The sequence below is a fragment of the Paraburkholderia sp. BL6669N2 genome (assembly GCF_003387275.1).
Taxonomy (GTDB): Bacteria; Pseudomonadota; Gammaproteobacteria; order Burkholderiales; family Burkholderiaceae; genus Paraburkholderia.
In genome coordinates, this window is the sequence record NZ_QUNA01000002.1 from 3,683,017 (window position 1) to 3,709,201 (window position 26,185).

Annotated in this window: 24 protein-coding genes; 9 read left to right on the forward strand and 15 right to left on the reverse strand. The window is 62.8% G+C overall.

Features of this window, described 5'->3' with window-relative positions:
• Positions 1 to 92 precede the first annotated feature (92 nt).
• Entirely contained in the window at positions 93 to 1,040 is a 948-nt protein-coding gene (gene bla / locus B0G80_RS39115) for a class A beta-lactamase (RefSeq protein ID WP_116122951.1), read from the forward strand.
• Positions 1,041 to 1,274: 234 nt separating this feature from the next.
• Positions 1,275 to 1,739 (forward strand): DUF4126 domain-containing protein, encoded by a 465-nt coding sequence (locus B0G80_RS39120; RefSeq protein WP_116122952.1) that lies wholly within the window; start codon positions 1,275 to 1,277, stop codon positions 1,737 to 1,739.
• A gap of 53 nt (positions 1,740 to 1,792) precedes the next feature.
• On the opposite strand, the gene tehA is transcribed toward B0G80_RS39120, so the two are convergent.
• On the reverse strand, positions 1,793 to 2,809 hold the full coding sequence (gene tehA / locus B0G80_RS39125; RefSeq protein ID WP_116122953.1) for a dicarboxylate transporter/tellurite-resistance protein TehA: 1,017 nt from the start codon (positions 2,807 to 2,809) through the stop codon (positions 1,793 to 1,795).
• Positions 2,810 to 3,089: 280 nt separating this feature from the next.
• Between tehA and B0G80_RS39130 the strand changes: the two genes are divergently transcribed.
• Positions 3,090 to 3,854, forward strand: coding sequence for an IclR family transcriptional regulator (locus B0G80_RS39130; RefSeq protein ID WP_116122954.1), 765 nt, complete (start codon positions 3,090 to 3,092; stop codon positions 3,852 to 3,854).
• Positions 3,855 to 3,896: 42 nt separating this feature from the next.
• On the opposite strand, the gene B0G80_RS39135 is transcribed toward B0G80_RS39130, so the two are convergent.
• The 9 genes from B0G80_RS39135 to B0G80_RS39175 all read right to left on the reverse strand — a co-directional run bounded on the left by B0G80_RS39135 (position 3,897) and on the right by B0G80_RS39175 (position 14,810).
• Positions 3,897 to 4,721, reverse strand: coding sequence for a citryl-CoA lyase (locus B0G80_RS39135; protein ID WP_116122955.1), 825 nt, complete (start codon positions 4,719 to 4,721; stop codon positions 3,897 to 3,899).
• A gap of 2 nt (positions 4,722 to 4,723) precedes the next feature.
• On the reverse strand, positions 4,724 to 5,923 hold the full coding sequence (locus B0G80_RS39140) for a CaiB/BaiF CoA-transferase family protein (RefSeq protein ID WP_116123901.1): 1,200 nt from the start codon (positions 5,921 to 5,923) through the stop codon (positions 4,724 to 4,726).
• Between the two features lie 48 nt (positions 5,924 to 5,971).
• Positions 5,972 to 7,408: an MFS transporter gene (locus tag B0G80_RS39145; protein WP_116122956.1), complete on the reverse strand. Its 1,437-nt coding sequence runs from the start codon at positions 7,406 to 7,408 to the stop codon at positions 5,972 to 5,974.
• Positions 7,409 to 7,604: 196 nt separating this feature from the next.
• Entirely contained in the window at positions 7,605 to 7,955 is a 351-nt protein-coding gene (locus tag B0G80_RS39150; protein ID WP_116122957.1) for a response regulator, read from the reverse strand.
• A 6-nt stretch (positions 7,956 to 7,961) separates the two neighbouring features.
• Positions 7,962 to 9,437, reverse strand: coding sequence for an ATPase domain-containing protein (locus tag B0G80_RS39155; RefSeq protein WP_116122958.1), 1,476 nt, complete (start codon positions 9,435 to 9,437; stop codon positions 7,962 to 7,964).
• A gap of 349 nt (positions 9,438 to 9,786) precedes the next feature.
• Entirely contained in the window at positions 9,787 to 11,520 is a 1,734-nt protein-coding gene (locus B0G80_RS39160) for a tannase/feruloyl esterase family alpha/beta hydrolase (protein WP_116122959.1), read from the reverse strand.
• Positions 11,521 to 11,530: 10 nt separating this feature from the next.
• Positions 11,531 to 12,670: a porin gene (locus tag B0G80_RS39165; protein WP_116122960.1), complete on the reverse strand. Its 1,140-nt coding sequence runs from the start codon at positions 12,668 to 12,670 to the stop codon at positions 11,531 to 11,533.
• A 60-nt stretch (positions 12,671 to 12,730) separates the two neighbouring features.
• Complete coding sequence (gene mhpT, locus B0G80_RS39170; RefSeq protein WP_116122961.1) at positions 12,731 to 13,960, reverse strand: 3-(3-hydroxy-phenyl)propionate transporter MhpT; 1,230 nt, start codon at positions 13,958 to 13,960, stop codon at positions 12,731 to 12,733.
• A gap of 349 nt (positions 13,961 to 14,309) precedes the next feature.
• Positions 14,310 to 14,810 carry a MarR family winged helix-turn-helix transcriptional regulator gene (locus tag B0G80_RS39175; protein ID WP_116122962.1) on the reverse strand — a complete coding sequence of 167 codons (501 nt, stop codon included), beginning with the start codon at positions 14,808 to 14,810 and terminating at the stop codon, positions 14,310 to 14,312.
• A 137-nt stretch (positions 14,811 to 14,947) separates the two neighbouring features.
• Here B0G80_RS39175 and B0G80_RS39180 point away from each other — a divergent pair, with 137 nt between their 5' ends.
• From B0G80_RS39180 to B0G80_RS39205, 6 genes are all read left to right on the forward strand, one after another.
• Positions 14,948 to 15,775, forward strand: coding sequence for a p-hydroxycinnamoyl CoA hydratase/lyase (locus tag B0G80_RS39180; protein WP_106278740.1), 828 nt, complete (start codon positions 14,948 to 14,950; stop codon positions 15,773 to 15,775).
• 80 nt (positions 15,776 to 15,855) lie between these two features.
• Positions 15,856 to 17,307, forward strand: coding sequence for an aldehyde dehydrogenase (locus B0G80_RS39185; protein WP_116122963.1), 1,452 nt, complete (start codon positions 15,856 to 15,858; stop codon positions 17,305 to 17,307).
• A 36-nt stretch (positions 17,308 to 17,343) separates the two neighbouring features.
• Entirely contained in the window at positions 17,344 to 19,245 is a 1,902-nt protein-coding gene (locus B0G80_RS39190; RefSeq protein ID WP_116122964.1) for a feruloyl-CoA synthase, read from the forward strand.
• Between the two features lie 49 nt (positions 19,246 to 19,294).
• Positions 19,295 to 20,179: an amidohydrolase family protein gene (locus B0G80_RS39195; RefSeq protein ID WP_116122965.1), complete on the forward strand. Its 885-nt coding sequence runs from the start codon at positions 19,295 to 19,297 to the stop codon at positions 20,177 to 20,179.
• A 134-nt stretch (positions 20,180 to 20,313) separates the two neighbouring features.
• Positions 20,314 to 21,360 carry a phytoene/squalene synthase family protein gene (locus B0G80_RS39200; RefSeq protein ID WP_116122966.1) on the forward strand — a complete coding sequence of 349 codons (1,047 nt, stop codon included), beginning with the start codon at positions 20,314 to 20,316 and terminating at the stop codon, positions 21,358 to 21,360.
• Between the two features lie 118 nt (positions 21,361 to 21,478).
• Positions 21,479 to 21,727: a hypothetical protein gene (locus B0G80_RS39205; RefSeq protein WP_012425929.1), complete on the forward strand. Its 249-nt coding sequence runs from the start codon at positions 21,479 to 21,481 to the stop codon at positions 21,725 to 21,727.
• Between the two features lie 347 nt (positions 21,728 to 22,074).
• Here B0G80_RS39205 and B0G80_RS39210 read toward each other — a convergent pair whose 3' ends face one another.
• The 5 genes from B0G80_RS39210 to B0G80_RS39230 form a co-directional block, all read right to left on the reverse strand.
• Complete coding sequence (locus B0G80_RS39210) at positions 22,075 to 22,392, reverse strand: DUF4148 domain-containing protein (protein ID WP_116122967.1); 318 nt, start codon at positions 22,390 to 22,392, stop codon at positions 22,075 to 22,077.
• 227 nt (positions 22,393 to 22,619) lie between these two features.
• Positions 22,620 to 23,312 (reverse strand): hypothetical protein, encoded by a 693-nt coding sequence (locus B0G80_RS39215; protein WP_116122968.1) that lies wholly within the window; start codon positions 23,310 to 23,312, stop codon positions 22,620 to 22,622.
• Entirely contained in the window at positions 23,312 to 23,794 is a 483-nt protein-coding gene (locus tag B0G80_RS39220; protein WP_106278723.1) for a glycoside hydrolase family 108 protein, read from the reverse strand. Before B0G80_RS39220 ends, B0G80_RS39215 begins: the two co-directional genes overlap by 1 nt.
• A gap of 82 nt (positions 23,795 to 23,876) precedes the next feature.
• Positions 23,877 to 25,310, reverse strand: coding sequence for a tetratricopeptide repeat protein (locus B0G80_RS39225; protein WP_116122969.1), 1,434 nt, complete (start codon positions 25,308 to 25,310; stop codon positions 23,877 to 23,879).
• A 332-nt stretch (positions 25,311 to 25,642) separates the two neighbouring features.
• Positions 25,643 to 25,909, reverse strand: coding sequence for a hypothetical protein (locus tag B0G80_RS39230; protein ID WP_116122970.1), 267 nt, complete (start codon positions 25,907 to 25,909; stop codon positions 25,643 to 25,645).
• Positions 25,910 to 26,185: the final 276 nt, after the last annotated feature.

Here is a 26,185-nt window from a genome sequence, read left to right on the forward strand (position 1 = left end):
GGCATAAGATTTTCTTGGAAGTAGGCTAACTTATCATCGTTTGTCAGCGATCGGCGGAAAACCGATAGTGGCGGCTTCACAAAGGAGCGGCGATGATCACAAGACGGAAGTTCGCGGGTGCGATGCTGGGCGTTTCGATAGCTGGGCTTGCGGTTAGGAGTGCCGGCGCGTTTGGCAAGGCATCCGGCAAAGTGGTGAAAACAGGCGCGGCGGAGCAAGGGTCCGAGTTGGCGAAGGCGGACGCGATCCGCCGGCGGCTCGTTGAAATCGAAGCGGCGAGCGGCGGCCGGCTGGGGGTGTCGATCGTCGATACGATGTCCGGCTTGCACGCAGGCTTGCGGACCGACGAGCGCTTTCCGATGTGCAGCACCTTCAAGATGCTGGTGGCGGGCGCTGTATTGGCGCGTACGGATCGTGGCGAGGAAGACTTGCAGCGGCGCGTGGTGTTTTCACAAAGCGACGTGGTGTCCAATTCGCCGGCCACGAGCAAGCACACGCGCGAACTGACCGGCAATGCGGGCATGAGCATCGCCGAGCTGTGCAAGGCGGCGATCACGCTCAGCGACAACACGGCGGCGAATCTGTTGCTCGCCACGTTTGGCGGCCCGGCGGGATTGACCGCGTTCGCTCGCAGTCTCGGTGACGGCGTCACGCGGCTGGATCGCATCGAGCCGATGCTGAACGAAGGGACTCCCGGCGATCTGCGCGACACCACCACGCCCAACGCCATGCTCGGCAATCTGCGCGAGTTGCTGCTCGGCGAGCGGTTGTCGTCATCGTCGCGGGCGCAACTGCTGGCGTGGCTCGCCGCTAACGAGACCGGCGGCGCACGGATTCGCGCCAAGCTGCCGAAGGATTGGGGCGTGGGCGACAAGACCGGCACCGGCGATCACGGCACGGCCAACGACGTGGCGATTCTCTGGCCGCCCGGACGCGGTCCGGTGCTGGTGACCGTGTATCTGACCGAAACGGATGGCAACGCGGCGCGCAGCAACGCGGCGATCGCGGATGTGGGCGCGCTGGTGGTGGCGTCTATTTGATCCCGGCGGGGACCGGCACACACGCGTTCCACGCAACGCGATGCGATGACCGAAGCGCCGATCGAAGTGTGCGACACTAGGGCCACACCGAAAGGGGCAACAGCGAATCGGCCTCGATGGATGCGGTGAGAAGTTGACTGTCCATGGAAATGCTCGACACCTTCTGCCGACGTTCGTCCAGGTGAGCCGTCGGCTTGATCAACCACGCATCGCTGCCTTGATTCGGAGTCCCCTATGTCTGTCTATGTGCTGGCATTGCTGATCGGCGTCGTGGCCGGTCTCCGCGCGATGACCGCGCCCGCCGCGGTCAGTTGGGCGGCGCATCTGGGCTGGTTGCCGTTGCAAGACACGCCGCTGGCCTTCCTCGGCTTTACCGCCACGCCGTATATCTTCACGGTGCTGGCCATTGTCGAACTGATCACCGATCAACTGCCGAAAAGCCCCAGCCGTACCGTGCCGATGCAATTCGGCGCGCGTCTCGTGCTTGGCGGCTTGAGCGGCGCGGCGATTGGCGCGGCACATGGCGGAGTGGGGAACGGCCTGATCGCGGGATTGATCGGCGCCGTGATCGGCACCCTGGGCGGCGCGAGAGTCCGCGGCGCGTTGGCGCGTGCCTTTGGGCGGGACCAGCCGGCCGCGTTGATCGAAGACGCGGTGGCGATCGTCGGCGCGGTGCTGATCGTGATGGCGTTGCGTTGATGCGCTTCGGCGAGACGGGACGCGCCTCGTCTCGCTGACGCAGTTCGGGCGCTTCAACCGACCCGTGCAATGCGTGAATCGGCGGATGCCTGCGGTGCCGGCAGGGCACTTGTAACCGCAGTGGCGGGAATCAGCTTGCCGCGCGCTAGCAAGCCCAACGTCTTCCCCGCCAGAATCGCGATGATCACATTCGCCGCGATGAACAGAACCGGAGCGGCGTATTCGACCGGACCCGTCGCACCTCGTTCGACCATCCGGAGCGCCATCGTCGGCAATGCGGCGACGCCGAAGCTGAAGGCCCAGTAAGCCGGCACGAAGGCCTGTTGGCGAATCCACGGCAGCAAACGCAGGAGCAGCAGAGCCTGGTACAAGCCATAACCGAGCAGAATCATGGCGAACAGGTCAGGTGTACCGCTGCTCAGACTCAGATAGGTCACGCCCCCGACGACCGGCGGCGCGAGCTGGATGCCGAGCACCGGGCGCAATGCGTCGGGCAGCGGTTCATGCACGGCGGCGCGGTGCAGGATCAGCGATTCGATCGCGAGCCACGACAGCAAACCTGCTCCGAAAAAGAGTTCGCCCAGTTGGTGAAAGCCGAACGCGGCCGAAGCCGTGCCCGCCACGAAGCTCGCTCCCACGGTCGGCAGATAGATGGCGGGCGTCACCAGTTCGGGCTTGCGGCCGCCTTGCCAGAGCCGTCCATGCAAATACGCTCCGAGCGCGAGTTGCGCGACTACGGCGACGCCGAACAGCGCGAGCGCCAATGTATGCGCGTAAGGCTGCAGAAGCTGGGCCGCGAGCAGGCTCGAAATAGGAGCGAGCGCCGCAAACGACGATTGCACCGGATGCTGCATTTCCGCTCGCGCTTCGTCGGCATGCGTCAGCCATTTTTGCCCGTAGGCCGCCAGAATCACGAGCCACACGACGAGCGCGGCTATTGTCATCACATCGCCTATCACGGCGGGCAGGTGCCAAAGCCTGATCGCCACGCGCCACAAGTTGGCGAGCGCCAGTGCGCCCACCGCGATCCCGAAGAAAGCAACTGGAATCGTGCCACGATTGCTGTTCATCACCGATCCTCCGAAAGTTGCGTCGCGCGCCGTTGTTGCGGCTCTGCGCGATCGATGACGTACTGTAAAAGACCGCGGCCAAACGCTGAATGCTGGGCGCGCTCAACAAATCGCGCGATCGTCTCAAGATGCAACGTGACGCATCCGGCCGGCGTTCGCACGGCGGTGGCCGCTCGAGTTCGGCATTCCGCGCGGAATCAGCGCCAAACCGCGCGTGGCGGGTATGACAGCCCCGCGTCATGGCGTAAAATTTCCGCTTCCCCATGAAGTCATGCCATCCATGCCAACGCCCGCGGACAAATCGAACACGAAGGAAAGCGAAGGTGTGGCCGTCATCGATCGTGCTTGCGCCATCCTGTTCGCATTCCGGCCAGACGACGACGCGCTCACGCTCGCCGAACTGGCGGCGCGCACGGGGCTTTACAAGAGCACGTTGTTGCGGCTCGCGGGCTCGCTGATCCAGCACCGCTTGCTGCTGCGTCTCGACGACGGCCGCTATCAGCTCGGCTCCGCCACCTTCATGCTGGGCGCGCTATACCAGCGCAGCCTGAACCTCGGTGATATTGTCGTGCCGCTCATGCGCGATCTCGCGGAAACCAGCGGCGAAAGCGTGTCGTTCTATGTGCGTGACGAAGCGGTGCGGGTGTGTTTGCATCGGGTGGATTCGAAGCACGCGGTGCGTTTTCACGTGCGCGAAGGCGACGTGCTGCCGCTGGAAAGCGGTTCGGGCGGCCTTGCGTTGCTCGCCTTCGGCGGCATGCCGGGCGCACCGTACGAGAAGATTCGCGAGGACTTCTACTGTGTGTCGATCGGCGAACGCGACCGGGAGACGGCGGGCATTTCCATGCCGGTATTCGGCGTGCGCCAGAGCCTGCGTGGCGTGCTGACGCTGGCCGGTCCGAGCTCGCGTATCGATCAGGCATTCCTCGAACGCAATCTCGGCGCGCTATTCGATTGCGCCGCGCGCGCCACCGATGCCCTGGGCGGCGATTCGCGCGCTATGCGCAATGCGCAGCGGCGTGCGGCCGAAGTTCAGGACAAGTAGTTCATGGCAAGTAGTTAGGGTGAGCGGTTCAACGCAAGCGGCTCAAGGCAAATGCCGCTCGGGCTTGCCGGTGTACGTGTAGGCCATCTGGCGCGGCATCGGACCTTTGTTGCGTTCCTTGCGACCGCGCTGTTCCCATGCATGCGACAGAATCCCGACCGCGCGCGAAAGGCAGAACACGCCGCGCGCCAGTTCCGGCGCAAAGCCGAGTTCGGCATAGATCACAGCGGTGGCGCCGTCGATGTTCATCGGTACGGGCTTGCTCTTGCGGCTCATCAGCAGCGCCTCGATGCCGCGCGCAATCGCGGCATAGCGTCCGCTGATGCGCTCCGTACGCACGTTCTCATCCACCAACGCAAGAAGCCGCGGCGCACGCGGATCGACCGGATGAAAGCGATGCCCGAAGCCGGGCAGATATTTGCCGTGCTCCGCGATGAACGTATCCACACCTTGTTCTACGGCGTCGTCCAACACGGCGCCCGCCTGCATGCGCGCATCGATCGAGTCATACAGTTCGACCGCCTGTTGACCTGCGCCGCCGTGCACGTCGTCCAGCGCGTTAATCGCGGAGGCCATTGCGCCGTTCAGCGGCAAGCCGCAACTGGTCGCCATCCGCGAGATCGCAATCGACGGCGCATGCGGCCCATGATCCACCGACGACACCAACGCCGCTTCGAACAAACGCGCCTGCTCGGTGTCGGGCAATTCGCCGCGCAGCATCAGCCAGATCATTTGCGGAAAGCTGATGTTGCCGATCAACTCCTGAATCGGAAAGCCGCGCACGTTGATCGAGCCCGGATGAATGTCGATGATCGAGGTGCTCCAATAGTCGGCAGCGAGCTTCGCTGCGTCGAATGCGTGCGTCATGTTCAGATCACTCCTTCGGCGCGTAGTTGATCGATATGTGCGTCGTCGTAACCGAGCGCGGCGAGCTGTTCATGTGTGTGGGCCGAGAGAACCGGCGCGGGTGTGCTCGGCGCCGTGTCAGCATCGTGCAGACGAAAGCCCGCGCGAGTCACGCGCTGGCGATCCGTATTCGCATCCGCGGCGAATTCGCGGATGAAGCCGCGCGACTCCAGATGCGGATGCGCGAGAATCTCCGGCACCGACATCACGCGGCCGGCCGGCACGCCGGCTTCAAAGAAACGGGCCTCCCAGTTCGCGGCGCTGTCCCGCGCGAGTGCCGCTTCGATTTCCGCTTTCAACGCGGCGCGATTCACCTTGCGCGCGTTGCGCTCGGAAAAACGCGGATCGTCGAGCAGATCCGCTCGGCCGATCAACTGACACAAGCTCGCGAACTGTTTGTTTTCGTTAGCGGCGATATTGAGCGGGCCGTCGCCGGTTTTGAAAGTACCGGACGGCGCGGCGGTGAAGTTCTCGTTGCCCATCGGCGTCGGCGTGACGCCGGCGTTCAGGAAGTTCGAGACGACCCATCCCATTGTCGCGAGCGTGGCTTCGAGCATCGACACATCGAGCAAGCGGCCATGTCCCGTGGCGCGTGCGTCGAGCAGCGCGGCGCAAATGCCGAACGCCGCCGTGAGACCGCCCACCGTGTCCGACACCGGATAGCCGACGCGCAACGGGGCGCTGTCGGCATCGCCGGTCACGCTCATCACGCCGGAAATACCCTGAATGATTTGATCGTAAGCAGGGCGTTTCGAAAACTCGCCGTCCATGCCGAAGCCGGAGATCGCGCAATACACGAGCTTCGGATTGACCTCGCGCAGCGCCTCGAAATCGAGGCCGAGACGCGTCATCACGCCGGGCCGGAAATTTTCCACCAGCACGTCCGCAGTTTTCACGAGATCGCGCAGAATCGCCTTGCCACGCGGGTCTTTCAGATTGAGCGTGACGGATTGCTTGCCTGCGTTCACGGCGACGAACGAGGCGCCCATGTTGCGCGCCGACGCCTCCTTGTCGGCGCCCAGGCGCCGCGCCAGATCGCCGCCGTCCGGATGCTCGACCTTGATCACTTCGGCGCCGAGCAACGCGAGTTGATACGCGCAAAACGGGCCGGCCAATACATTCGATAAGTCCAGTACGCGGACTCCAGCCAACGGCAGCGTCATGTTCAAAACCTCTTGTTCAGAATGCGAAGCAATGCGATGCAATGCGGTTCAATGCGAAATCTCGTCGAGATTGCGATGGTTGGTCCGTGGCCCGAAGATGCCGATCGCGCCCATCACCATCACCATCGACGCGCTGATCAACGCAAACACACCGCTTACGCCGAAGTGACGCAGTGCGAACGCGATCATGAAGCCGGAGAACATGGCCGAGAGACGCGACATCGAGTAGACGAAGCCGACGGCGCGCGCCCGCAGACGCGTCGGGAAGAGTTCGGTTTGATACGCGTGATAGCCGACCGAGAGCAGCGTGCCGCTCAGCGTGATCAGCACGCCGAGCGTCATCAGCATGGCGGGCGAGGTTTGCGTTGCGAACAGGCTGCCGAACACGGCAATGCCGAGTGCCGACAGCACGATCAATGTCTTCCGTTCGATGCGGTCGGCGATCGCCATACCGATCAGCGGTCCGAACGGATTCGACACCGCGATCACGAACGAGTAGAGCAGACTGTGTGTAATCGTCACGCCTTTGGAGACGAGCAGCGTTGGCACCCACGAGGCGAAGCCGTAAAAGCCGATTGCCTGGAACAGATTGAAGATGAGCATCGTGATCGCGCGTTTGCGATACGGCGGCTGCCAGATTTCGCGGAAGGCGGCCTTGGTGGTCGCCGGTTCGACGGTCGGCACGGCGGGCGGCAGCGGCTTGCCGTATTGCGCGGCGACTTTCGCTTCCAGCGCCTGCAGCACCTGCTCGGCTTCGGCGGCGCGGCCTTGTTGCGCGAGCCAGCGCGGACTTTCCGGCAGGCGTCGGCGAATCGCCCACACCACCACCGCGCCCAACGCGCCGATGATCACGACCCAGCGCCAGCCGTCGAGTCCGAACGGCGTGAGCGGCACCAGCCACCACGCGAGAAACGCGACCGACGGCACCGCGGTGTACTGCACCAGATGCACGAATGCAAACGCACGTCCGCGCAAATGTTTAGGCACGAGTTCGCTGACGTAAGTGTCGATCGTCACCAGTTCGACGCCCACGCCGATGCCGGCAATCAGGCGCCACAGATTGATGGCGGGCGCCGTGCTTTGCAGCGCCATGATCAGCGTCGCGGCGGAGTACCACAGCAACGACACGGTGAACACGGTCTTGCGGCCGTAGCGGTCGGCCATGCCCGCCAGAAAAAACGTGCCGATGAAGAGCCCGGCAAACGAAGCCGCCACGAACGCGCCAAGGCCGGACACGCCGAAGAACGACGCGGTGGTCGTCGAGTAAACCCCGCTTTTGACGAGGCCGGGCCCGACGTACGCGGTGAAGAACAGATCGTAAAACTCGAACCAGCCGCCGATCGACAGCAGGAACACCAGCATCCACACCGCGCGCGTCGCGGGCAGGCGGTCGATGCGCGCGTTGACGCCGGGCGTGAGCGCCGGCGCGTCGGCGCTAGAGTGGGGCGACGCGCCGGACGCGTCGTCGATCGGCAGGCTTGCCATGGAATATCTCCTTCGGGTGTCTCTCGTCGGTATCGTTCTGTTAGATAGAACGACGTTCTATTTAATGAGTGTGCCGAGAGTAGTCGGTGTGGCCGGTAGTGGGGAATTCGGGGTTTTACCTAGAGAGGAGAAATAGCGCCTGCGGCTGGGCGCTCGCGCCGGCACGCCGGACGGCGCGGTCCGGCGCCCCAACGCTTTACGCGGCCATGCGCTCAAGCATGGCCAGCAGCGTGTCGAATGAAAGCGGCTTGCGCGCGTATTCGATGCGAGGATTCGGCTGCACGGGAATATCCGCGGCCGCGCTGCACAGAATGATCGGAATGGCGCGCAGGTCAGGATCGGCGTTTAGCGTTGTGCACAATTGCAGCCCCGACATGATCGGCATCATGCAGTCCGACACGATGATGTCGGGTCGGGTCTGGCGTATCTGTTCGAGCGCTGCGGCCCCGTTCGACGCCGTCAGCACGGTATAGCCGTGCCGCTCCAGCAGCAGCCGCCAGACTGTCAGGATGTCGAACTCGTCGTCCACGACCAGAATGGTTTTCATGGGCGGCTAGGTATTTCGTCGCTGCGGCAGCGTAGCCGACAAGCCGCCCGGCGAATGCAGGCTGGCGGGGCTCCCCGAGTTTTCGATCACGTCGAGCCCTTGAGACGAAATCACAAGTTCGCGCAGGGAGGTGTCGTGGGCGCTTTCACGCTGCTTGACCACCGAAATCATGCGGCGCAGACCCGTTTCCGTTTCGGCGTAACGCAGCAGCACGAGGTTTTCGGTCAGCGCCGAAACGCGCACGCTCTTCGCGTGGCCGGGATCGGCGTAAAGCGGCAACTCTTCGGTCAGCAACGTGGTGATGCAGGCTTCGCGAAGCTGGTGTAGCAGCGCATTCAGGAACAGGCCGAAGCGCTCGGTGCGCAACGCGGAATCGCGGAAACCCTCCACGCCGTCGATAACGATGCGCGACGCGCCGATTTTCTTGACCGTGGCGAGCGCGGTGGCCGCGAGTTCGTCGACGGCGAGTTCGATGGCCGGCTGCCATTGAATCACGAGCCGGCCGTCCTCATACGCGTCCGCGAGTCCGATCGACACGGCCTCAGCCTTGCCGACCAGTCGCTGCGGTCCTTCGTAGAAACCGAGGTACACGCAACGCTCGCCGCGCGCGATGCCGGCCGCGAGAAACTGCAGACAGAGGACGGTCTTGCCCACGCCCGACGGCCCGATCAGCGTAGTCGTAGAGCCTTGCGCAAAGCCGCCGCCGAGCAGGGCGTCGAGATGCGGCAGGCCGAAGCCGAGCCGCGTTTTCAGATCCACCGGACCTGGCGGCAGGGCGCTCTGCGCTTCCAGGCGCGGGAACATCAGGAGCCCGCTTTCGGCGATGCGGAAGAAATGCTTGCCCATCAGATGATTGCGCGCGCGCATCTTGTGGACTTCGATTTCGCGCGCGCGGCGCATGCCGTCGCTGTAGCGGTTCAGTTCAATCAGGCCGTCGACCAGCGTATGTTCCGGATGCGGTTCGTTGCCGGAGAGCGGTGCGAGCAGCAAGGTCGTGCAATCCATGGCCGCGACCAGTGCATTCAGTTCGTGGATGAACTTGGACAGCGACAGTTCGGTCTCGCTGAATTCGCGCGCGCTCCGAAACCCGTCGATGATCATCAGGCTCGGGCGGTAATCGTAAATGATCGAGGCAATCAGCTTGAGGAAGCCGTCGAGGCCGTCCTTCATCAGTTCGTGATAGCCGGACACGAATAGCATCTGCTGGGCGACCGCGTTCTCGTCGAAGAAGCTCAGACCCTTGAGATGACCCAGCAACTTGTCGTGCGATTCGGCGATCAAGGTCATGTACAGCACCTTTTCGCCCTGGCTTACACGATGAAAACCAATCTGGCTCGACAGGATCGTCTTGCCGGCGCCGGCCATGCCTTCCAGCAGATACACGCCGCCGCGGACCAGACCTCCGCCCAGGATCTCGTCGAGACCGGGGACACCCGTTTCCACGTTGGATCGGGGAGACGTCTGAGATTCGTCGTTAGTCATTGTCGAAGAGTCGTTCAAAGTGCGGAGAAGCGATGGCTCGCACAGGAACCGTCCATTGCTCAAACTACCATTATCAGCAATTCGCGTTCCCGCTCCGGGCGGCGACGCTGTGCGTCGGCATGAGATGCAGGGGATTCTAACTGGCGGCGAGGCGCTTGGCGAACCGTAAGTCGGGCATAGGTGCGAGGCGCGCGAGGAGAAACAGTGCCGACCGCCGAATCGCGGTGATTTTTTCAACCCGATGCAGGGATGAGGAGAGACGGGGCCGCGCCTCGCGCAGGCGGTAGTACACAAGCACATTGCATGCGCGAGGCGGGAGAGCGAAGCGGGCCGACGGCCCGCTCCTGATTCAGCTGCAAGCGAAACTACTCGCGGCGTTGACGTCGCCGCCCTGATAGCGCGCCACTTTCGGATACGGGCAAAGCGGCCGCGTGCGTCCCGCGCCCCAGGCGGCGGGCACGTCCGAGTTCGGCACGACATTGCCTGCGTCGCGCGCGGTGGCGACCACGCTGTCCGGCGCCTTGCCCTGTTCGACCCATGCGACGAGCGGCGTGAGCATGTCGAACTGGTCGGTGCTCGGACCGCCGCTGCAATGGTTCATGCCGGCAATCGTGTAAAGCCGCGCGAAGTTCGACGCGTCGCCGCTATTGGCTGCTGTGAGCCGTTGATACCAATCGGTCGTGTCGTTCGATGAAAACACCGGGTCGCTCGTGCCGTGATAGACCATCAGCTTCGCGCCGCGCTGCTTCAATGCGCTCAGATTGGTTTCGTCGGGCGGCGTCATGAACGACCAGGCCGACTCGCTATATGCGCCGCTGGTGGCGAAGATCTTCGGCGCGTCGGTGTCCATGCTGAAGTTCAGCGCGTACGCGGACAACTGGGTCAACACGGAAGCGGTTTGCGGCGGCGTGGTGAACGTGAAGGCCGCCGCAGCCGGGTCGAGTGTGATCGAGTTGCCCTGCTTCCACCCGGACCAGCCAGGGCCGAGTCCGGCGTCGTATGGGAAGCTTGCGTAGAGGGCCGTGCCCGCACTGTTGCGCGCACCGGAGAACACATTGCCGACGGCGTCCTTCTGCGCGCTCGTCAAACACGTGCCGTCGCGGACGTTGTTCGTGCAGGTGGGGACATCGGTAGCAAGGCTGAAGTTTTCCTGGCATGCCTTGATATCCTGAATGAGGCCGTCGCTAACGCCGTCGAGCGCATCGCACTTTGACAGTATTTTCGACGCCACCATTTGACGTTCCGTGGCGGTGAAGCCGGTCGTGATATCGGGCAGGCCGTTCGAGGTCGTCGCGGTCGCCACTTTTGCGAACTGCTGCGCGCTCCACATTTCGCCGACGGCCGCCTTCGGCAAATGAAACCCCGGATCGCCCGCAATGATGCCGTCATATTCCGCCGACGAGCGTGCCGCCGCGACCATTGCATGACGTCCACCGTTAGAGCAACCGTCGAAATAGCTGCGATCCGGCGCCTTGCCGTAAGCGAGCTTGATGACCTGCTTGGCCATCGGCGTGAGCGTGGCGACTGCGTTGTAGCCGTAGTCGATGCGCGCCTGCGGGTCCAGACCGAACAGCGGATTTTGCGCCGAGCTATGCCCCGCATTGGAGCTGATGACTGCGAAGCCCATGTTGAGCGCGTCGCTGGTGGGACCGCCGCCGCCGATCTCGCCGGTGGCCGTGACCACATTGCCGTCGAGACCGCCGTTGGCCTGATAGAAGAAACGCCCATTCCACGCAATCGGCAGGCGCATCTCGAAGCCGATCGCGTAGGTCTTGCCGTCGACACTGCTGATCCGCTGATTCATGCGGCCTTGAATCAGGCAATGTTCGGCGATCGGTTTGCCGGCTACTTTGAGCGTGCCTGCCGCGACATCCGATACGGTGGTGAAGACGGTATTGGCGAAGCTGAGCTTCGCGGCGAGTGCGGCGCAATTGCCCGCAAGCGTACCTGGCGTGGCCGCGCTCAGTTGCGGCAACACGGAGGTGTTGGCGCTGCTGTTGGCGGCGCTGCCGAGATCGTTGCCGCCGCACGCGGCGAGTGTGAGCGCTGCGGCGGCCGCAAGCGCGATCGAGGTGCACTTCATGCTGTGTCTCCTAGAACGAATGACGAACGCCAACCATCACACCGGTCTGGCCGGTGCCTGCCGTGGGCGTCGTGCCGCCGCCGCCGGCGCTGACCGAGTAGCGCGCCTTCGCGCTGTTGGCGAGATACGAGCCCTGGGCGTAGACAGCGGTGCGCTTCGAAAGCAGATAGGTGGTGCGCAGCGTGCCCATCGTGGCGCGCGTGTCGTGCTCGCTATTGGTGATGTGATAAACCTCGCCGTCGACGATGAAAGCGGGCGTCACGTTGTACGATGCGGCGACGAAGAACAGATTCGAGCGCACGCTGGCAATCGTTTCCGCCCCCGGTTCGACGCGGCGGTTGAGCCATCCCACGCCGAGCTTTCCTTTGCCGAGGTTCGCGTAGGCGCTCACATGCGTGCGGATGTCCTTGTCGGCGGCGCTGGTGAGCGGAGTCGGCGCGATGCCGTCGAAGAAGTTCGCCGCCGCGGTGCTGCCACCACGCTGCTCTTCATACGACGCCGCGACGCCGAACAGCGGCGCGTCGTACTTCAGCATCACGGACCATTCGCGGCATTGAGTCGGCTGTCCGGCGACCGACCCCGTACACGTGCCCTGGCCCGGCGAGTTGCCGGTGCCGGCCGAGTCGCGGCCGAACGAGTAGTTCGCACCGAACGTCACGCCCGCATAGCTGCCGAGGTACACCACCGAGTTGTCGGCGCGGGCATTCGGCACGTAGGCGTCGAGCGAACCCAGGCCGTAGATGTCAGGGCCGATCAGGTCCGCGCCCATCAGCGCGAGGTACGTCATCGTGTACTGACGGCCGAACGAGACCGTGCCGTACGGACTCTTGATGCCGACGAACGCCTGGCGCCCGAACAGCCGTCCACCCTGACCGAGATCGCCGGCGCGCACGTTGAAGCCGCTTTCCAGCGTGAAGACCGCGCTATAGCCGCCGCCCAGGTCTTCGTTGCCGCGCAGACCCCAGCGCGAAGGCAATTCGCCCGTGACCGACGGCATGCGGAACACGCTCTTGCCCGCGGCGTTCGCGTGCGAAACGTATTCGATGCCGGTATCGATAATGCCGTAGAGCGTCACGCTCGATTGGGCCGCTGCGGCGCCGCTGACGGTGCACAGTGCGCCGCAGAGTAATAGACGTGCGGATGCTTGCATGAAGGGTGTCTCCGAACCGTTGAATGAATGTGTTGTTTTTGGGTCTTCTTGTGCCGACGGTCAGTCGTCGGCGCGTGGGCGGCGCAGCAGGAGCAGCGCGGCGGCTGCCGCGATCAGCGTGACGGGAATGCTCGCGCCGATCACGGTCGACGAACTGCGGCCCATCGCCAGCAATTGACCCGCCGCGAGCGGCCCGACCACCGAGCCGATGCGGCCCACCGCCACCGCCGCGCCCACGCCGGTGCCGCGCATGGCCGTCGGATAGAACGCGGCGGAAAGCGCATACAGCACCGATTGGCCGCCGATCACGAACATCCCCGCGAAGAAAGCAGAGGCCGCGAGCGCGCCGAAGCCGTGCGCCGTTGAAAGCGTCGCGAGCGACGCGATGATTCCGACATACATACCAGCCACCACGACGCCCGAGCGGATGCGATCCATCAACATGCCGATGCACAACGCGCCGATCCCGCCGCCGATGTTGAAAAAGATCTGCACGTAGCCGACTTGCGCGCGCGTCAGACCGCTCGCGGCCATCAACGAGGGCAGCCAGTTGAGCAGAAAGTAGAGGACGATCAGCGTGCAGAAGTAGCTGACCCAGATCTGCACGGTGGAGAGCCCGCGCGTGCCGCCGAACAGGATTTCGCCGACGGGTGCGGGCTTGGCTTGTCCGTCGCGCGATGCCTTGGTGAATGCCTTCGAATCCGCGAGGAATGCGAGCAACAGCGGCACCAGCACGAGCGGCCCCGCACCGCCGACATAGAAAATGTGACGCCACTCGGTGTCGCCCGCACTCATCACGCCGATCACCGACGCGATCACGCCGCCGAACGGAATGCCGCAATACATCACGCTCACGGCGGTGCTGCGCGAGCGCGGTTCGACCGCTTCCGACGACAACGCGATCAGATTCGGCAACGCACCGCCGAGTCCGATACCTGTCAGCACTCGCACGATCACGAGCGTGTGAAAGTCGCTCACCAGCGCGGTCATGATCGACAGCAGGCCGAACAGGCATGCGGATATCACGAGCACGCGCTTGCGGCCGATGCGATCGGCGAGCCGTCCGCCGAACATCGCACCGGGCAGCAAGCCGAAGGTGCCGGCGCTGAACGCTAGTCCCATTTGCGCGACGGAAAGTCCAAACTCGCGCGCCATGCGCGGTGCGGCGACGCCGACCGACTGCAGGTCGAGTCCTTCGAGCAGGGCGATGGCAAAGCACAGTCCAAGGGTGACGAAGGCGCCTGTCCGGCTCGGCGTCGCCGGGACCGCGGTGGCTTCGGTCGAATTCAATGTTCCGGCTCTTTTCACGTTAGTGATCCTTATTAAATGGCGTGGTTTTCCGGTTTCGCTGAAAGACAACAGATGCCGAGTCGCTGTCCCGCACGAGAGACAGGTTCGGCAAGCGGGCGTCAGATCATCGGCGAGGCCGCGATGGAATGCCCGGCAGCAGCGCAGCGAACCCCGCCGCGCGCGGCGCATCGTTTCGATGGCCAGACGACGGTGCATTTGCTTCGAGGCGAGGCGGCGCGTCTCCACACGCTGCATCGTGGACTGGATTTAATATCAGGTAGGCTGATAACACAAGCGCAAATTGTTCGGTGAAAACACCTAGCAATTCGGCGGTGTGGCGTGCGCGGATCTAGCCGCGCAGATTACGAACGAAAGTTTCGAGGTGGGTTTGAACCGCGCCGGCGGCGTCGAGCTCGATGCCTTCCATCATCTGCTTTTCGATGGTTTTCACGGCCTGCTCGCATTCGCGCAACACGGCGCGCCCTTCGTCCGTGAGTTGCAGCAGCACGATGCGGCCGTGCGTCGGGTCCGGTTCGCGGCTTACCCAGTTGCGGGCGGCCATCGCGTTCATCACTTCATTGGCCGATTGCGGCGTGATGAACGAACGCTCGGCGACCTGCGCATTGGACGCCTGCCCTTTGGCTTCGAGCACGGAAAGCGCGGTGAATTGCGCGAGCGTCAGGCCGAGCGGCGCGAGCGCTTCCGTCATGCGGCGCCGCAGGATGCGGTCGAGACTGCCGATCACATAGGTCAGACGCAGGCTGGAACGGCGAGTGCGTGTGGCGGCAGGCTCGGCAGGCGTATTTTGATTTTTGCTCATCGTGGGCAGGAGGTTCGGTCTATCCGGCATCTTAGCGTGCCTCGACCCGAAATTCGCTGCTAGGGGTTTGCACCGAGCTTACGAATTTCCACTTTACATATCAGGCAGCCTGATATTAAATGCGTTCATCAGGCCGCGGCCGCGGCCAACGTTCACGGAGAAAACAGATGAGTTATGAAGGCCGTTGGAAAACCGTCAAGGTGGATGTCGCGGAAGGAATCGCATGGGTTTCGTTCAATCGGCCCGAGAAGCGCAACGCCATGAGCCCGACGCTGAACAAGGAAATGATCGAGGTGCTCGAAGCCGTTGAACTCGACGCCGAAGCGCAGGTTCTGGTGCTCACGGGCGAAGGCGACGCATGGACAGCCGGCATGGACCTGAAGGAATATTTCCGCGAAGTCGACGCCGGCCCCGAGATCCTGCAGGAAAAGATTCGCCGCGACGCGTGCCGCTGGCAATGGCAACTGCTGCGCATGTACGCGAAGCCGACCATTGCGATGGTCAACGGCTGGTGCTTTGGTGGCGGCTTCTCGCCGCTGGTGGCATGCGACCTGGCGATTGCCGCCGACGAAGCCACGTTCGGTCTCTCCGAAATCAACTGGGGCATTCCGCCGGGCAATCTGGTGAGCAAAGCAATGGCCGATACCGTCGGGCATCGTCAAGCGCTGTATTACATCATGACGGGCGAGACCTTCACCGGTCAGGAAGCGGCGCAGATGGGTCTCGTCAACAAGAGCGTGCCGCGTGCCGAGTTGCGCGAGGTGACGCGTGCGCTCGCCGGCAAACTGCTCGAGAAGAATCCGGTGGTGTTGCGCGCCGCCAAGCATGGATTCAAGCGTTGCCGCGAGCTGACGTGGGATCAGAACGAAGACTACCTGTACGCCAAGCTCGATCAGGCGCAGCTGCGCGATCCGGAAGGCGGCCGCGAACAGGGCCTCAAGCAGTTCCTCGACGACAAGGCGATCAAGCCGGGTCTGCAAACGTACAAGCGCTGATCGGTCGCATCGGCGTGGATTTCAATTCACGCAGACTACGACGAGAGATGCAGCAAGCAGACAGCGAGGAGACGACAGACATGCATGAAGTGACTTTGTTGATTGGCGGCGAAAGCCGTGGCGCAGCGGACGGCAAGACCTTCGAGCGGATCAATCCCGCCAGCGGCCAGGCTGCGTCGCGCGCGGCGGGGGCCACGCTGGCCGATGCCGACGCCGCGGTCGAAGCGGCGTCGCGGGCCTTTCCGGCCTGGTCGGCGCTGGCGCCGACCGAGCGCCGCAAGCGGCTGCTGGTAGCGGCCGATCTGATGGATGCCCGCACCGCGCAGTTCATCGAAACCGGTGTCGCCGAAACCGGCGCGATGCCGAACTGGTACGGCTTCAACGTCATGCTCGCCGCCAACATGCTGCGCGAAGCCGCGGCCATGACCACGCAGATCGACGGCGACGTGATTCCCTCCGACGTGCCAGGCAGTCTCGCGATGGCGGTGCGCCAGCCATGCGGCGTGGTGCTAGGCATGGCGCCGTGGAACGCGCCGGTGATTCTCGGCACGCGGGCCATTGCCATGCCGCTCGCGTGCGGCAACACGGTCGTGCTCAAGGCATCCGAAGGTTGTCCGGGCGTGCATCGGCTGATCGGCAGCGTGCTGCAGGAAGCCGGTCTCGGCGACGGCGTCGTCAACGTGATCACGCATTCCGCTGAAGATGCGCCGGCGATCGTCGAACGGCTGATCGCGCATCCGGCGGTACGTCGCGTGAATTTCACCGGTTCGACGCGAGTGGGGCGCATTGTCGCGCAACATGCAGCGTCGCATCTGAAGCCGGCGTTGCTGGAACTCGGCGGCAAGGCGCCGGTGGTCGTGCTCGACGACGCCGATCTGGACGCGGCGGTTGCAGGCATCGCGTTCGGCGCGTTTTTCAACCAGGGGCAGATTTGCATGTCGACGGAGCGTGTGATCGTCGACCGGAAAATTGCGGATGCGTTGGTGGAGAAACTTGCGGCGAAAGCGCTGACATTGAAAGCGGGCGATCCGGCCGCTGCGGATTCCGTGCTTGGCGTGCTTGAAAGCGCAGCCGCCGCGCAACGCATCAAGACGTTGATCGAAGATGCGCACGAGAAGGGCGCCAAGTTGCCAGTTGGCTGCACGGTCGAAGGCGCTGCGATGCAGCCGGTGATCGTAGATGGCATCACGCCTGCCATGAAACTGTATGCGGAAGAATCGTTCGGGCCGGTAGTGACGGTGCAGCGCGTGGACGGCGACGAGGAAGCGATTCGAATCGCCAACGACAGCGAGTACGGACTCTCGGCAGCGGTATTCAGCCGCGACGTGTCGCGAGCGTTGAACGTGGCGAAGCGTATCGAATCGGGCATCTGCCATATCAACGGCCCGACCGTGCACGATGAAGCGCAGATGCCGTTCGGCGGTGTGAAGAAAAGCGGTTACGGGCGATTCGGCAGCAAGGCGTCGATTGCAGAGTTCACGGATCTGCGTTGGATCACGATTCAAACCGGGCCTCGGCATTATCCGATCTGATCGTTGCGATCGCGCTTTTCACAGAGGAGACAGGCTTTGCATTCCGAGCCGATACAACCGAACACCCCCGATGCGCCGAAGCGCTACCGGGCGACGACGATCGGCGCTTCGTCGTTGCACACGCAGCGGCAGGGCGACACGTGGTATTTGCGCGCGGCCGAACCGCTCGGCGCGCATCCGCAACGTATGACCGAGCGGCTCGTGAGCGGCGCGCAGGCGCATCCCGAACGATGGCTGGCGGCGCGTCGCGGCAGCGATGGTCAATGGATCGGCCTGAGCTACGCGAAGGCTTTGCAAAGCGCGCGCGCAATCGGTCAGGCGCTGCTCGCACGCGATCTGTCCGCTGAGCGGCCCGTCGTGATTCTGTCAGGCAACGATCTCGAACATCTGCAACTTGCGCTCGGTGCGATGTGGGCGGGCATTCCCTACGCCGCAATTTCGCCCGCCTATGCGCTTGCTTCCGGCGACTTCGGCAAGCTGCGCCATACGATCGATTTGCTGACACCCGGTCTCGTGTTTGTAAGCGCCTACGATACGTTCGCCAAGGCAATCGACGCAACCGTGTCTTCCGATGTCGAAGTGATGGCCGCGAAATTGCCGCGAGAACAGCCGGCGGCACGCAACGTGACCTCGTTCGACGACCTGCTGGACACAACGCCCACCACGGTCGACTCCGTTCACGCCGCGGTGAGCCCGGACGCCATCGCCAAATTTCTGTTCACCTCCGGTTCGACCAAGCTGCCGAAGGCGGTGCCGACCACGCACCGCATGCTGTGCAGCAATCAGCAGATGCTGCTCGAAACGTTTCCCGAGTTCGCGAAGGAGCCGCCGGTGCTGGTCGACTGGCTGCCCTGGAACCATACGTTCGGCGGCAGCCATAACGCAGGTATCGCGCTCTACAACGGCGGCACCCTCTATATCGACGACGGCAAACCGGTCAACGGCAAATTCGAGGAAACACTGCGCAATCTGCGTGAAATCGCGCCGACCATCTACTTCAACGTGCCGAAGGGTTGGGAGGAACTGGCGATCGCGCTGGAACGCGACGAGCAATTGCGCGAGACATTCTTCTCACGCGTGAAGGTCTATTTCTTCTCAGGTGCCGGCCTGTCGCAAGCAGCGTGGGACAGGCTCGAACGCGTCACTGAAACATATTGCGGCGAGCGCATACGCATCATGGCCGGACTCGGCATGACGGAGACCTCGCCTTCGTGTCTGTTCACCACGGGTCCGATCATGCGCGCGGGTTACGTGGGACTGCCGGCGCACGGCTGCGAAGTCAAACTCGCGCCCGTCGGCGACAAACTCGAGGCGCGTTATCGCGGGCCGCACGTCATGGCCGGTTATTGGCGCGCCGGCGCGGCGGAGTTGGAGAACGCGTTCGACGAAGAAGGCTATTTCCGCAGCGGCGACGCCTTGCGCTTTGTCGACGTGACGCGACCCGAACTCGGATTGCTGTTCGACGGGCGTATCGCGGAAGACTTCAAACTGAGTTCGGGCACCTTCGTGAGCGTGGGTCCGATGCGGGCACGCGTGATCTCCGAAGGCGCGCCGTATGTGCAGGACGTGGTGGTCACCGGCATGAATCGCGACGATGTGGGCCTGCTGGTCTTTCCACGCGTCGACGATTGCAAGCGGCTGGCTCGCTTGCCCGCTTCGGCGAGCGCGCAAGAGGTGGTCGAAGCACCCGCCGTGCGTGCGCACTTCGCCGCGCTGCTCGACACGCTCAATCGCGGGGCTACGGGCGGCGCGACGACCATCGCGCGTCTGCGGCTCATGGATGTCGCGCCGTCGCTCGATCTCGGCGAGATCACCGACAAAGGCTCGATCAATCAGCGCGCGGTGCTGACGCATCGTGCGGCGCTCGTCGAGGCGATGTATGACGCGGGGCGGCGCGATCCCGTGGTGATTGTCGCGAGCGCATGCGGCGCGACGTGACGCGACGTGACGTGATGTGCTCGCTGCGGAATCACACAGGGAACGGTGGATGAATCTCGATCAACTCGTCGCAATCGACACGCACGTGCACGCGGAGGTTTCGTGCTGCCAGCCGCCGGATCTGTTCGGCAAGGAGTTTGACGATGCCGCCGACAAGTACTTCGGCACCGTGCTGAAACTCGGGCGGCGGCCGACGATTCCCGAAACCATCGACCACTATCGCCAGCGCAAGATCGGCTTCGTGATGTTCACCGTGGACTGCGAAGCGAACCTCGGACGGCGTCGCATACCGAATGAGGAGATCGCCGAATTCGCGCAGAAAAACAGCGACATCATGATCGCCTTTGCCAGCATTGATCCGCACAAGGGCAAGATGGGTGTGCGCGAAGCGCGCAAGCTGATCGAGGAGCATGGCGTGCGTGGTTTCAAGTTTCATCCCACAATGCAGGCTTTTTTTGCCAACGACCGGCTGGCGTATCCGCTGTACGAACTGATCGCCGAACATCGGCTCACGGCGGTTTTTCACAGCGGCCATTCCGGCATGGGGTCGGGCATGCGAGGCGGCGGCGGGTTGCGCCTGAAGTATTCGGAGCCGATTCATCTCGACGACGTCGCGGCGGATTTCCCCGACATGAACATCGTGATCGCGCATCCGTCGTGGCCGTGGCAGGAGCAGGCGTTGTCGATCGCACTGCATAAGCCCAATGTCTATATCGACTTGTCCGGCTGGTCGCCGAAGTATTTCTCGCCCGAGTTGATCCGCCACGCCAATACGGTGCTGAAGCGCAAGATGCTGTTCGGTTCGGATTTTCCGCTGATTCAACCGGACCGCTGGCTGGAGGATTTCAAGCAGGTCGGGTTCAGGGAAGAGGTGCAGCCGTTGATTCTCAAACAGAACGCAATCGGCGTGCTGGGACTTCAGCAAGACGCCTGAGCGGCGAGGGAGCAGTAAGAGGGCTGATGGGGCAGGACAGGTCTACCGCGCACGGCAGAGGCGCTTCGCCGTATACAATTCGGCAGCGCCCGTTTTTTGCCTGCTTCTTGCACAACTCCGACCCGATCCCATCCATGCCGAATCCGACCCGGGCCTTCCTTCTCGGCCCGCTCCTGAAAGGCGTTTCACGCTCCTTCTATCTCACCCTGCGCGTGCTGCCCGTCGGGATGCGCGATCCGATCGGACTCGCTTATCTGCTGGCGCGCGCGGCCGACACGATTGCGGACACCTCGCTGATCTCGCCGGAACAACGCCTCACCTTGCTGTTGTCGCTGCGTGCTCAGGTGAACGGCGCAACGGACGACGGCGCGCTATTCCAACGCATGGCCGCGGAAGTAGCGGGGCAGCAGGACCAGTCGGACGAGAAAGTGCTGCTCGAATCGCTCGGACCCGCGCTCGCTGTGTTGTCGCAACTGAGCGAATCGGATCGCAAGGCCGTGCGCGAGATTGTCTCGACGCTGACCGAAGGCATGGAATTCGATCTTCGTACGTTCCCCGACGAACGTTCCGGTCAGATCGCGGCGCTGCGTGAATACGATGAACTCGACCGCTACACGTATCTGGTGGCGGGTTGTGTCGGCGAATTCTGGACCACGATGACCTACGCGCACATGCCCGGCACGCTGAAGGAGCGGCCCGAGACGATGGCACGGCGCGGCGTGCGCTTCGGCAAGGCGCTGCAGATGACCAACGTGCTGCGCGACTGCGGCAAGGATTTACGGATCGGCCGCTGTTATCTGCCGCAGACCTTGCTCAACCGATATGGTCTAAGCGCACAGGATTTGCTGGTGCCGGCCAATTCGGTGCGTGCCCGGCCGTTGATGGTGGAGCTTTTGCGCAAGACACTCGATCATTTCTGCGAAGCCCTCGATTACACACTGGCGATTCCCGCATTTTCCGTGCGTTTGCGGCTCGCCTGTTTGTGGCCGATCCTGATCGGCCTTGAGACACTGCTTCTGCTCGCGGAGAACGATGCCTGGCTCGATCCGCGGAGAGTGTCCAAAGTGCGGCGGAACAAGGTGTATCAGATCATCGCGTCGTCACTGTTGCTGGTGCCTTCGAATGGACTGGTGCGCAACGCTATTGAACAGCGAATCAGGCAAATCGAAGCCCGGCTTTGAAGGTGACGAGACAAGCAGAGCTGATTTAATCTGCATCATGGAATAGCCATCAATCGGGAAACCCCTAGGACCGTGTATGCATGGTTCGCGTTAGTCTCTTCTAAAGAGGAGGCGAACCATGAGACAAGCGTTCAATATTGCCGTAGTGCTGCTGCTCGGCTATCTGATGGCGGATAGAGCGCTGATGCGCGCGCAAGCGGGCGAGATGGGGACAATAACGTGTCACCAGGGCGCGGAAATGGTCAAATCGAACGCGCTGAAAAAAGGCTTTGGAGACATCGGGGCCAGCAGCCAAGGCGAGAATTTTCTTTCGAGCTGTCTCGTCACCGGGCGCGGTCAAGTGGGCGATCTCATCGCACGGGACTGACGCGAGTCGCGTGCCCATTATCTGAAACCGGCCTTTGTCCGCCAATGCGGGCTTCGTTTCGATACTGACAAAGGCGCGGCGGAACGGCAGCGCCAATAAAAAGCGCCCGGACCGTAGAGGGTCCAGGCGAAGCCATCGGGAGGCCGATGACGGAGGTAACCAATAGACAAGTGGCCCGCGATCGGAGATACCGGTCGCGGGCCAGTTTGTTTTTGAATCATCGCGCACCGGTTACTGGTGCGCCAGGCGGTTGATCGTCGCACGAGAAGGCTTCTTGCCTGTGCCGTTCAACTCGCCTGATAGCTGGTTACGGTCGGGTTACTGCCTGATTACCGCGCAGCTACTGCTTAGTGACCGAAATAAACCGACTGCGGACCATTTGCGGGAACCGGGCGGCCTGCTTGAGAAGCGCCGCTCACCGTACCACCGTAGCCACTTTCCGCTGCCTGTGCCGTGCCGTTTTCACGAGCGACGCGAGCTTGGGCGGCCTGAATGTCGGCCGGATAGTACGGATCGGCGGCGCCGGGTTGATAGCCTGCCTTTTCGAGTTGAATCAGTTCGGCGCGCACTTGGGCGCGGCTCACGGGCTGGTTGGACTGCGCAAACGAAGCAACAGGAGCGGCCAGCACGGCGGCGATAACAACAGCTTGAATGAGTGATTTCATGATGAACTACCTCCAATTCGGTCTTTATCTTGCTACGAACGGTGTTGTTCGTATTCAGTGATTACATTGTAGTTTTGCGAACTGGAGAGAGTAATCATCGTTTCAGGTAATGTTTGTTGCTGAATTTGAGACAAAACACGGGGATGCGGGAGGGGATACGTTCGACGCAGCACGCATCGAGCCGTAGTCTCGCCGCGTGCCGCATCCGGTCCGTGAACGAATCGCCATCAACTGCCCGAGAAAATCGGGCCCTGTCCACCCGGCGTGAATTGCTGGAATGCCTCGCTGTGCGACGGAGCCGGCGCCGCTTGTGGCCGCGCCGTTGAAGCCGTGGCGGGCTCACGCAGCGTGAGCGCGCTGTCCGGGGTGATGGGCACGCTGGGCTTGGCGAGCAGTTCGGTCTTTCGCATCGATCCCACCGACGTGCCGAAGTAGTAGCCGATGATGCTGATCCACGCCGTACCCAATGCGCCGACGATCACGTTGACGAGATCCTTGTTCGCGCCCGGCAGCGGCTGGAAGGCCATGAGCAGCAGAATGCCGAAGAAGCCGGCGGTGACCGCCATCGCAAGGACTTTGGGCACCCAGTCCTTATTGCTGATACCCATTGCACGCGCGTCGGCCCGGTCGGCGGCCTGGATGCGCGCCATATCGCTTTCATGCGCGAGGCTCGCCTGGGCGGCGGTGACCATCAACTGTTGCAACTGCAACGAGTTCGCACTCTCGGCTTGCCGGACCTTTTCGAGTGCGCTGGGATCGTTCAACGCGAGTTCCACCACGCCCGGGTCGCTCGGCGTGCCGAGCGCATGCGAAATGATCGCGGCGGCGGCGCTCACGCCTACGCCGATCGGACCACCCACGAGGCCGGCGAGAAGCGGCGCGCTGCTGCCGATGTTCGACGCTACTTTAGACCAGTCCATCATGCTGCTCCCAGGAGAAGATTAGCGGCCATTCTTTCGGTCCATCCACGGCTAAAATTGGGCCATGCGTGCAGGTTGCGCAGGTAACGCAAGCGATAAGCGGCGAAACGCATGACAAACTTCAAAGGGTCGGCGCTCTTGATTGCATCGAGTGTGTCGGGGCCGAACTTGCCGTCCTCTTTCGCACCGGAAGCTTTTTGCATCCACAGCACCACCAGGCCGCCGTTGTAGTTGGCGTCGAAGATCTGGAAGGCGACGCGCGGGTCGAGTTCGTCGAGGTGCAGCGGGTCCCAGTATTTCTGTTTGGCGATCTGTCTGGCGGTATCCAGCGGCAGGTCTTTCATGGCGCCGGCATAGCCCGCGCTTCGTGCCACGCGCGCTGTGACACCCCACATCGTTTCACCGCCAGGGTCGTGCGGATTGAAGGAGTAACCGCCTTCACTGCCGATCAGAGCCTTGAACGCATCTTCGAAACTGTCCATCGAACATCTCCTCGTCAACTGGGTGTATTACTGCAACGGTTGGGTGCTGCGGGGCTAAACTTTCTGCATGGCCGGGTGTGCGTTACGCGGTTTGCAACGCAAGCGAGGCGGGTGGATTCGAAACGGGTCTGACTCCGCCGTCGGGTTTTGACGCGTCTGGGCGGCCGCCTCCCTGCGCCGCTCTGGCAAGCCGCGCCAGATGAGTTTCCCGCGTTGACAAAGTGCCCGCGTCGAGTTGCAACGCTTGCGCGTATTTGCGCGAGGCGCCGGACAGATCGCCTTTGCGATCCAGTGCCCGGCCCCATTCCGCGTAAGAGGGCGCCAGATCGGGGCGCAATGCAACGGCGCGAGAGAGCTTTTCGATTGCTTCGTCATAGCGGCCGGCAGTGACGAGCGCTTCGCCCCAATCGTGCAGGTTGTCGACAGAGTCCGGCTTCATTCTGTCGGCCTGCTTGAATGCATCGAGTGCTTCGGAATAGCGATTCGCGTGCAACAGCACGTCGCCGAGAAGACGCAGATTTTCCGCCGTCTTCGACTTCTCGCTCGCGCCGGTTCGCAGGGCTTCGAGTGCGTCGTCGATGCGATGCTGCTGTTCGAGTGCAATGCCAAGGCTTGCGTGCAGCACCGCTGAATGCTGGTACACGGTCAGTGCCTCGCGGGTTTGCTGCTCGGCCTCTTTGGACAGCCCCTGATTGGCAAGCAGCCACGCTTTGCCGGCGAGCGCCCATTCGCCTTGCTCGGAGGCTGGCAGTGCGAGCACCTCGTTGTAGATCGTGACGATCTCGCCGTAGTCGCATTGCGCGAGCGAACACTTGGTTCTCTGCACTTGCGAATAGAGATGACTGGCGAGAATATTCGGCTCCGCCAGGCGCATGGCTTTGACCGCAATGTCGTGCACGAACTTCTCCAGATCGCGACCTTCGAATGACACCGTGCTTTCGCGGGAATCAAACGGACCGCCTTCAATCTGCACATGCGCCACGTAGGAATCCGCGCTGTCGTTGACCTTCGTGATGCCGACATGAACGACAACGTCCGTGCGTTTGATGACGCCTTTAATGAAGCGCACGGTGGTCGCATACGACATCTCCTGACCGGGGATCTGAATGTCCGGTTGTGCGTCGTTGTCCGTCATGGTGTCGTGCGGAATCGACTCGGCGTCCTGTCCGATCGCCCGCATCGAAGACATGATGCGTTCCGCGAGAAAGTTCGATGTATAGCCGCGTTCCACCAGCGACTGCGGCGTCTCGACGGGCGGCACCAGCAATTGCCGCGTAAGTACGCCGCGGACGACGAGGCAGAAAAAACCGATGGTAAGCACCGCGAACACCCACGGCAAAACATACGGCCACAATTGTTTCGGACCTCGCCCGATGAAGCCGGCGGTCCGCAAGCCGAACGGCACGAATCCCGCTGAGAAGTTGCGGCTTGCCGTATGACGCTTTGAACGGCCGTCCGCGGAAAAAGGCCGGCTTCGCCAATTCACTGGCCGACGTTGGCTCTGCACACTCGACATGACGCACCTCGATTCAACCGATGTTGGTAAGTGCACGACTGGGTCGTGGTTATTACGCATCGACCGTGCCATTGCGCACAGTGCCTTATGCAACGGGCGTGTAGGCAATCGCGACGGGTGTGAGCGCGGGAATGTGTTGCGTGGCGACCAACGAATGACGAGCGTGAGTTTGCCGGCGGGAGACAGGCTGCGGGGAGGGGAGGGAAAATGAGGTGTTTCGATCAGACGCCGTATTTGTCCTGTCGGGCGACAGGACAAATACGCGTCACGCATGCAACGGAGCCGGCGGCAAATTATTCAACCAGGCGGCCGGCCCCATGCCACAGCACAGTTTAGTTGCCTCCCTTGAACAGTTCTTGTAAGCGCGCTGCTTCGCCGCTTTTCTGCGCTTGAATGAGCTGCTGGTAGACGTCCGCACGCGTGAGTCCCTGTGCTTTTGCCGGACCGCCGGACATCGAAGTGGTGGAGGGCTGCCCGCCCATTGCGTCGGCCGCTGTCGGTTGAGCTTGCGCGGTACTCTCCGTGCTGGCGTCCTGAGCGTGCGCTTGCCATGCGAACCCGCAAAGCAGTCCGCCTGCGATGATCAGAGCCTTCTTCATGTCCCTCTCCTTCAAACCCTTGGCGCCGCCCTTGCGGCACCTCATTGCGGAAGTTCCGCCAGGATTGAACGCGACACTTGCCGGACAATCTGGCGGGACACAGGGCGGAGACGATCACCGGCTTCCTTGTCGAATTCTGCGCAGCGCACCAGAGATGTGCGTTATCGAAAAGCTTCGTATTGCAAGGAAAGGTGCACGCTGGGGCTTTGTCGTTCGGCGACGGTTCAGAGAGTCGGACTCGCCTCCACCATGTGAAGGAGACGGATGGGTTGCATT

Excerpts from the sequence above, each read along its gene's own strand:
- B0G80_RS39225 (WP_116122969.1), bottom strand. The coding sequence starts at position 25,310 with ATGTCGAGTGTGCAGAGCCAACGTCGGCCAGTGAATTGGCGAAGCCGG.
- B0G80_RS39120 (WP_116122952.1), top strand. The coding sequence starts at position 1,275 with ATGTCTGTCTATGTGCTGGCATTGCTGATCGGCGTCGTGGCCGGTCTC.
- B0G80_RS39195 (WP_116122965.1), top strand. The coding sequence starts at position 19,295 with ATGAATCTCGATCAACTCGTCGCAATCGACACGCACGTGCACGCGGAG.
- B0G80_RS39200 (WP_116122966.1), top strand. The coding sequence starts at position 20,314 with ATGCCGAATCCGACCCGGGCCTTCCTTCTCGGCCCGCTCCTGAAAGGC.
- B0G80_RS39175 (WP_116122962.1), bottom strand. The coding sequence starts at position 14,810 with ATGCCGGATAGACCGAACCTCCTGCCCACGATGAGCAAAAATCAAAAT.
- B0G80_RS39150 (WP_116122957.1), bottom strand. The coding sequence starts at position 7,955 with ATGAAAACCATTCTGGTCGTGGACGACGAGTTCGACATCCTGACAGTC.
- tehA (WP_116122953.1), bottom strand. The coding sequence starts at position 2,809 with ATGAACAGCAATCGTGGCACGATTCCAGTTGCTTTCTTCGGGATCGCG.
- B0G80_RS39165 (WP_116122960.1), bottom strand. The coding sequence starts at position 12,670 with ATGCAAGCATCCGCACGTCTATTACTCTGCGGCGCACTGTGCACCGTC.
- B0G80_RS39205 (WP_012425929.1), top strand. The coding sequence starts at position 21,479 with ATGAGACAAGCGTTCAATATTGCCGTAGTGCTGCTGCTCGGCTATCTG.
- B0G80_RS39185 (WP_116122963.1), top strand. The coding sequence starts at position 15,856 with ATGCATGAAGTGACTTTGTTGATTGGCGGCGAAAGCCGTGGCGCAGCG.
- B0G80_RS39145 (WP_116122956.1), bottom strand. The coding sequence starts at position 7,408 with ATGGCAAGCCTGCCGATCGACGACGCGTCCGGCGCGTCGCCCCACTCT.
- B0G80_RS39140 (WP_116123901.1), bottom strand. The coding sequence starts at position 5,923 with ATGACGCTGCCGTTGGCTGGAGTCCGCGTACTGGACTTATCGAATGTA.
- B0G80_RS39155 (WP_116122958.1), bottom strand. The coding sequence starts at position 9,437 with ATGACTAACGACGAATCTCAGACGTCTCCCCGATCCAACGTGGAAACG.
- B0G80_RS39230 (WP_116122970.1), bottom strand. The coding sequence starts at position 25,909 with ATGAAGAAGGCTCTGATCATCGCAGGCGGACTGCTTTGCGGGTTCGCA.
- B0G80_RS39220 (WP_106278723.1), bottom strand. The coding sequence starts at position 23,794 with ATGGACAGTTTCGAAGATGCGTTCAAGGCTCTGATCGGCAGTGAAGGC.
- B0G80_RS39130 (WP_116122954.1), top strand. The coding sequence starts at position 3,090 with ATGCCAACGCCCGCGGACAAATCGAACACGAAGGAAAGCGAAGGTGTG.
- B0G80_RS39210 (WP_116122967.1), bottom strand. The coding sequence starts at position 22,392 with ATGAAATCACTCATTCAAGCTGTTGTTATCGCCGCCGTGCTGGCCGCT.
- B0G80_RS39180 (WP_106278740.1), top strand. The coding sequence starts at position 14,948 with ATGAGTTATGAAGGCCGTTGGAAAACCGTCAAGGTGGATGTCGCGGAA.
- B0G80_RS39160 (WP_116122959.1), bottom strand. The coding sequence starts at position 11,520 with ATGAAGTGCACCTCGATCGCGCTTGCGGCCGCCGCAGCGCTCACACTC.
- B0G80_RS39215 (WP_116122968.1), bottom strand. The coding sequence starts at position 23,312 with ATGGACTGGTCTAAAGTAGCGTCGAACATCGGCAGCAGCGCGCCGCTT.
- bla (WP_116122951.1), top strand. The coding sequence starts at position 93 with ATGATCACAAGACGGAAGTTCGCGGGTGCGATGCTGGGCGTTTCGATA.
- B0G80_RS39135 (WP_116122955.1), bottom strand. The coding sequence starts at position 4,721 with ATGACGCACGCATTCGACGCAGCGAAGCTCGCTGCCGACTATTGGAGC.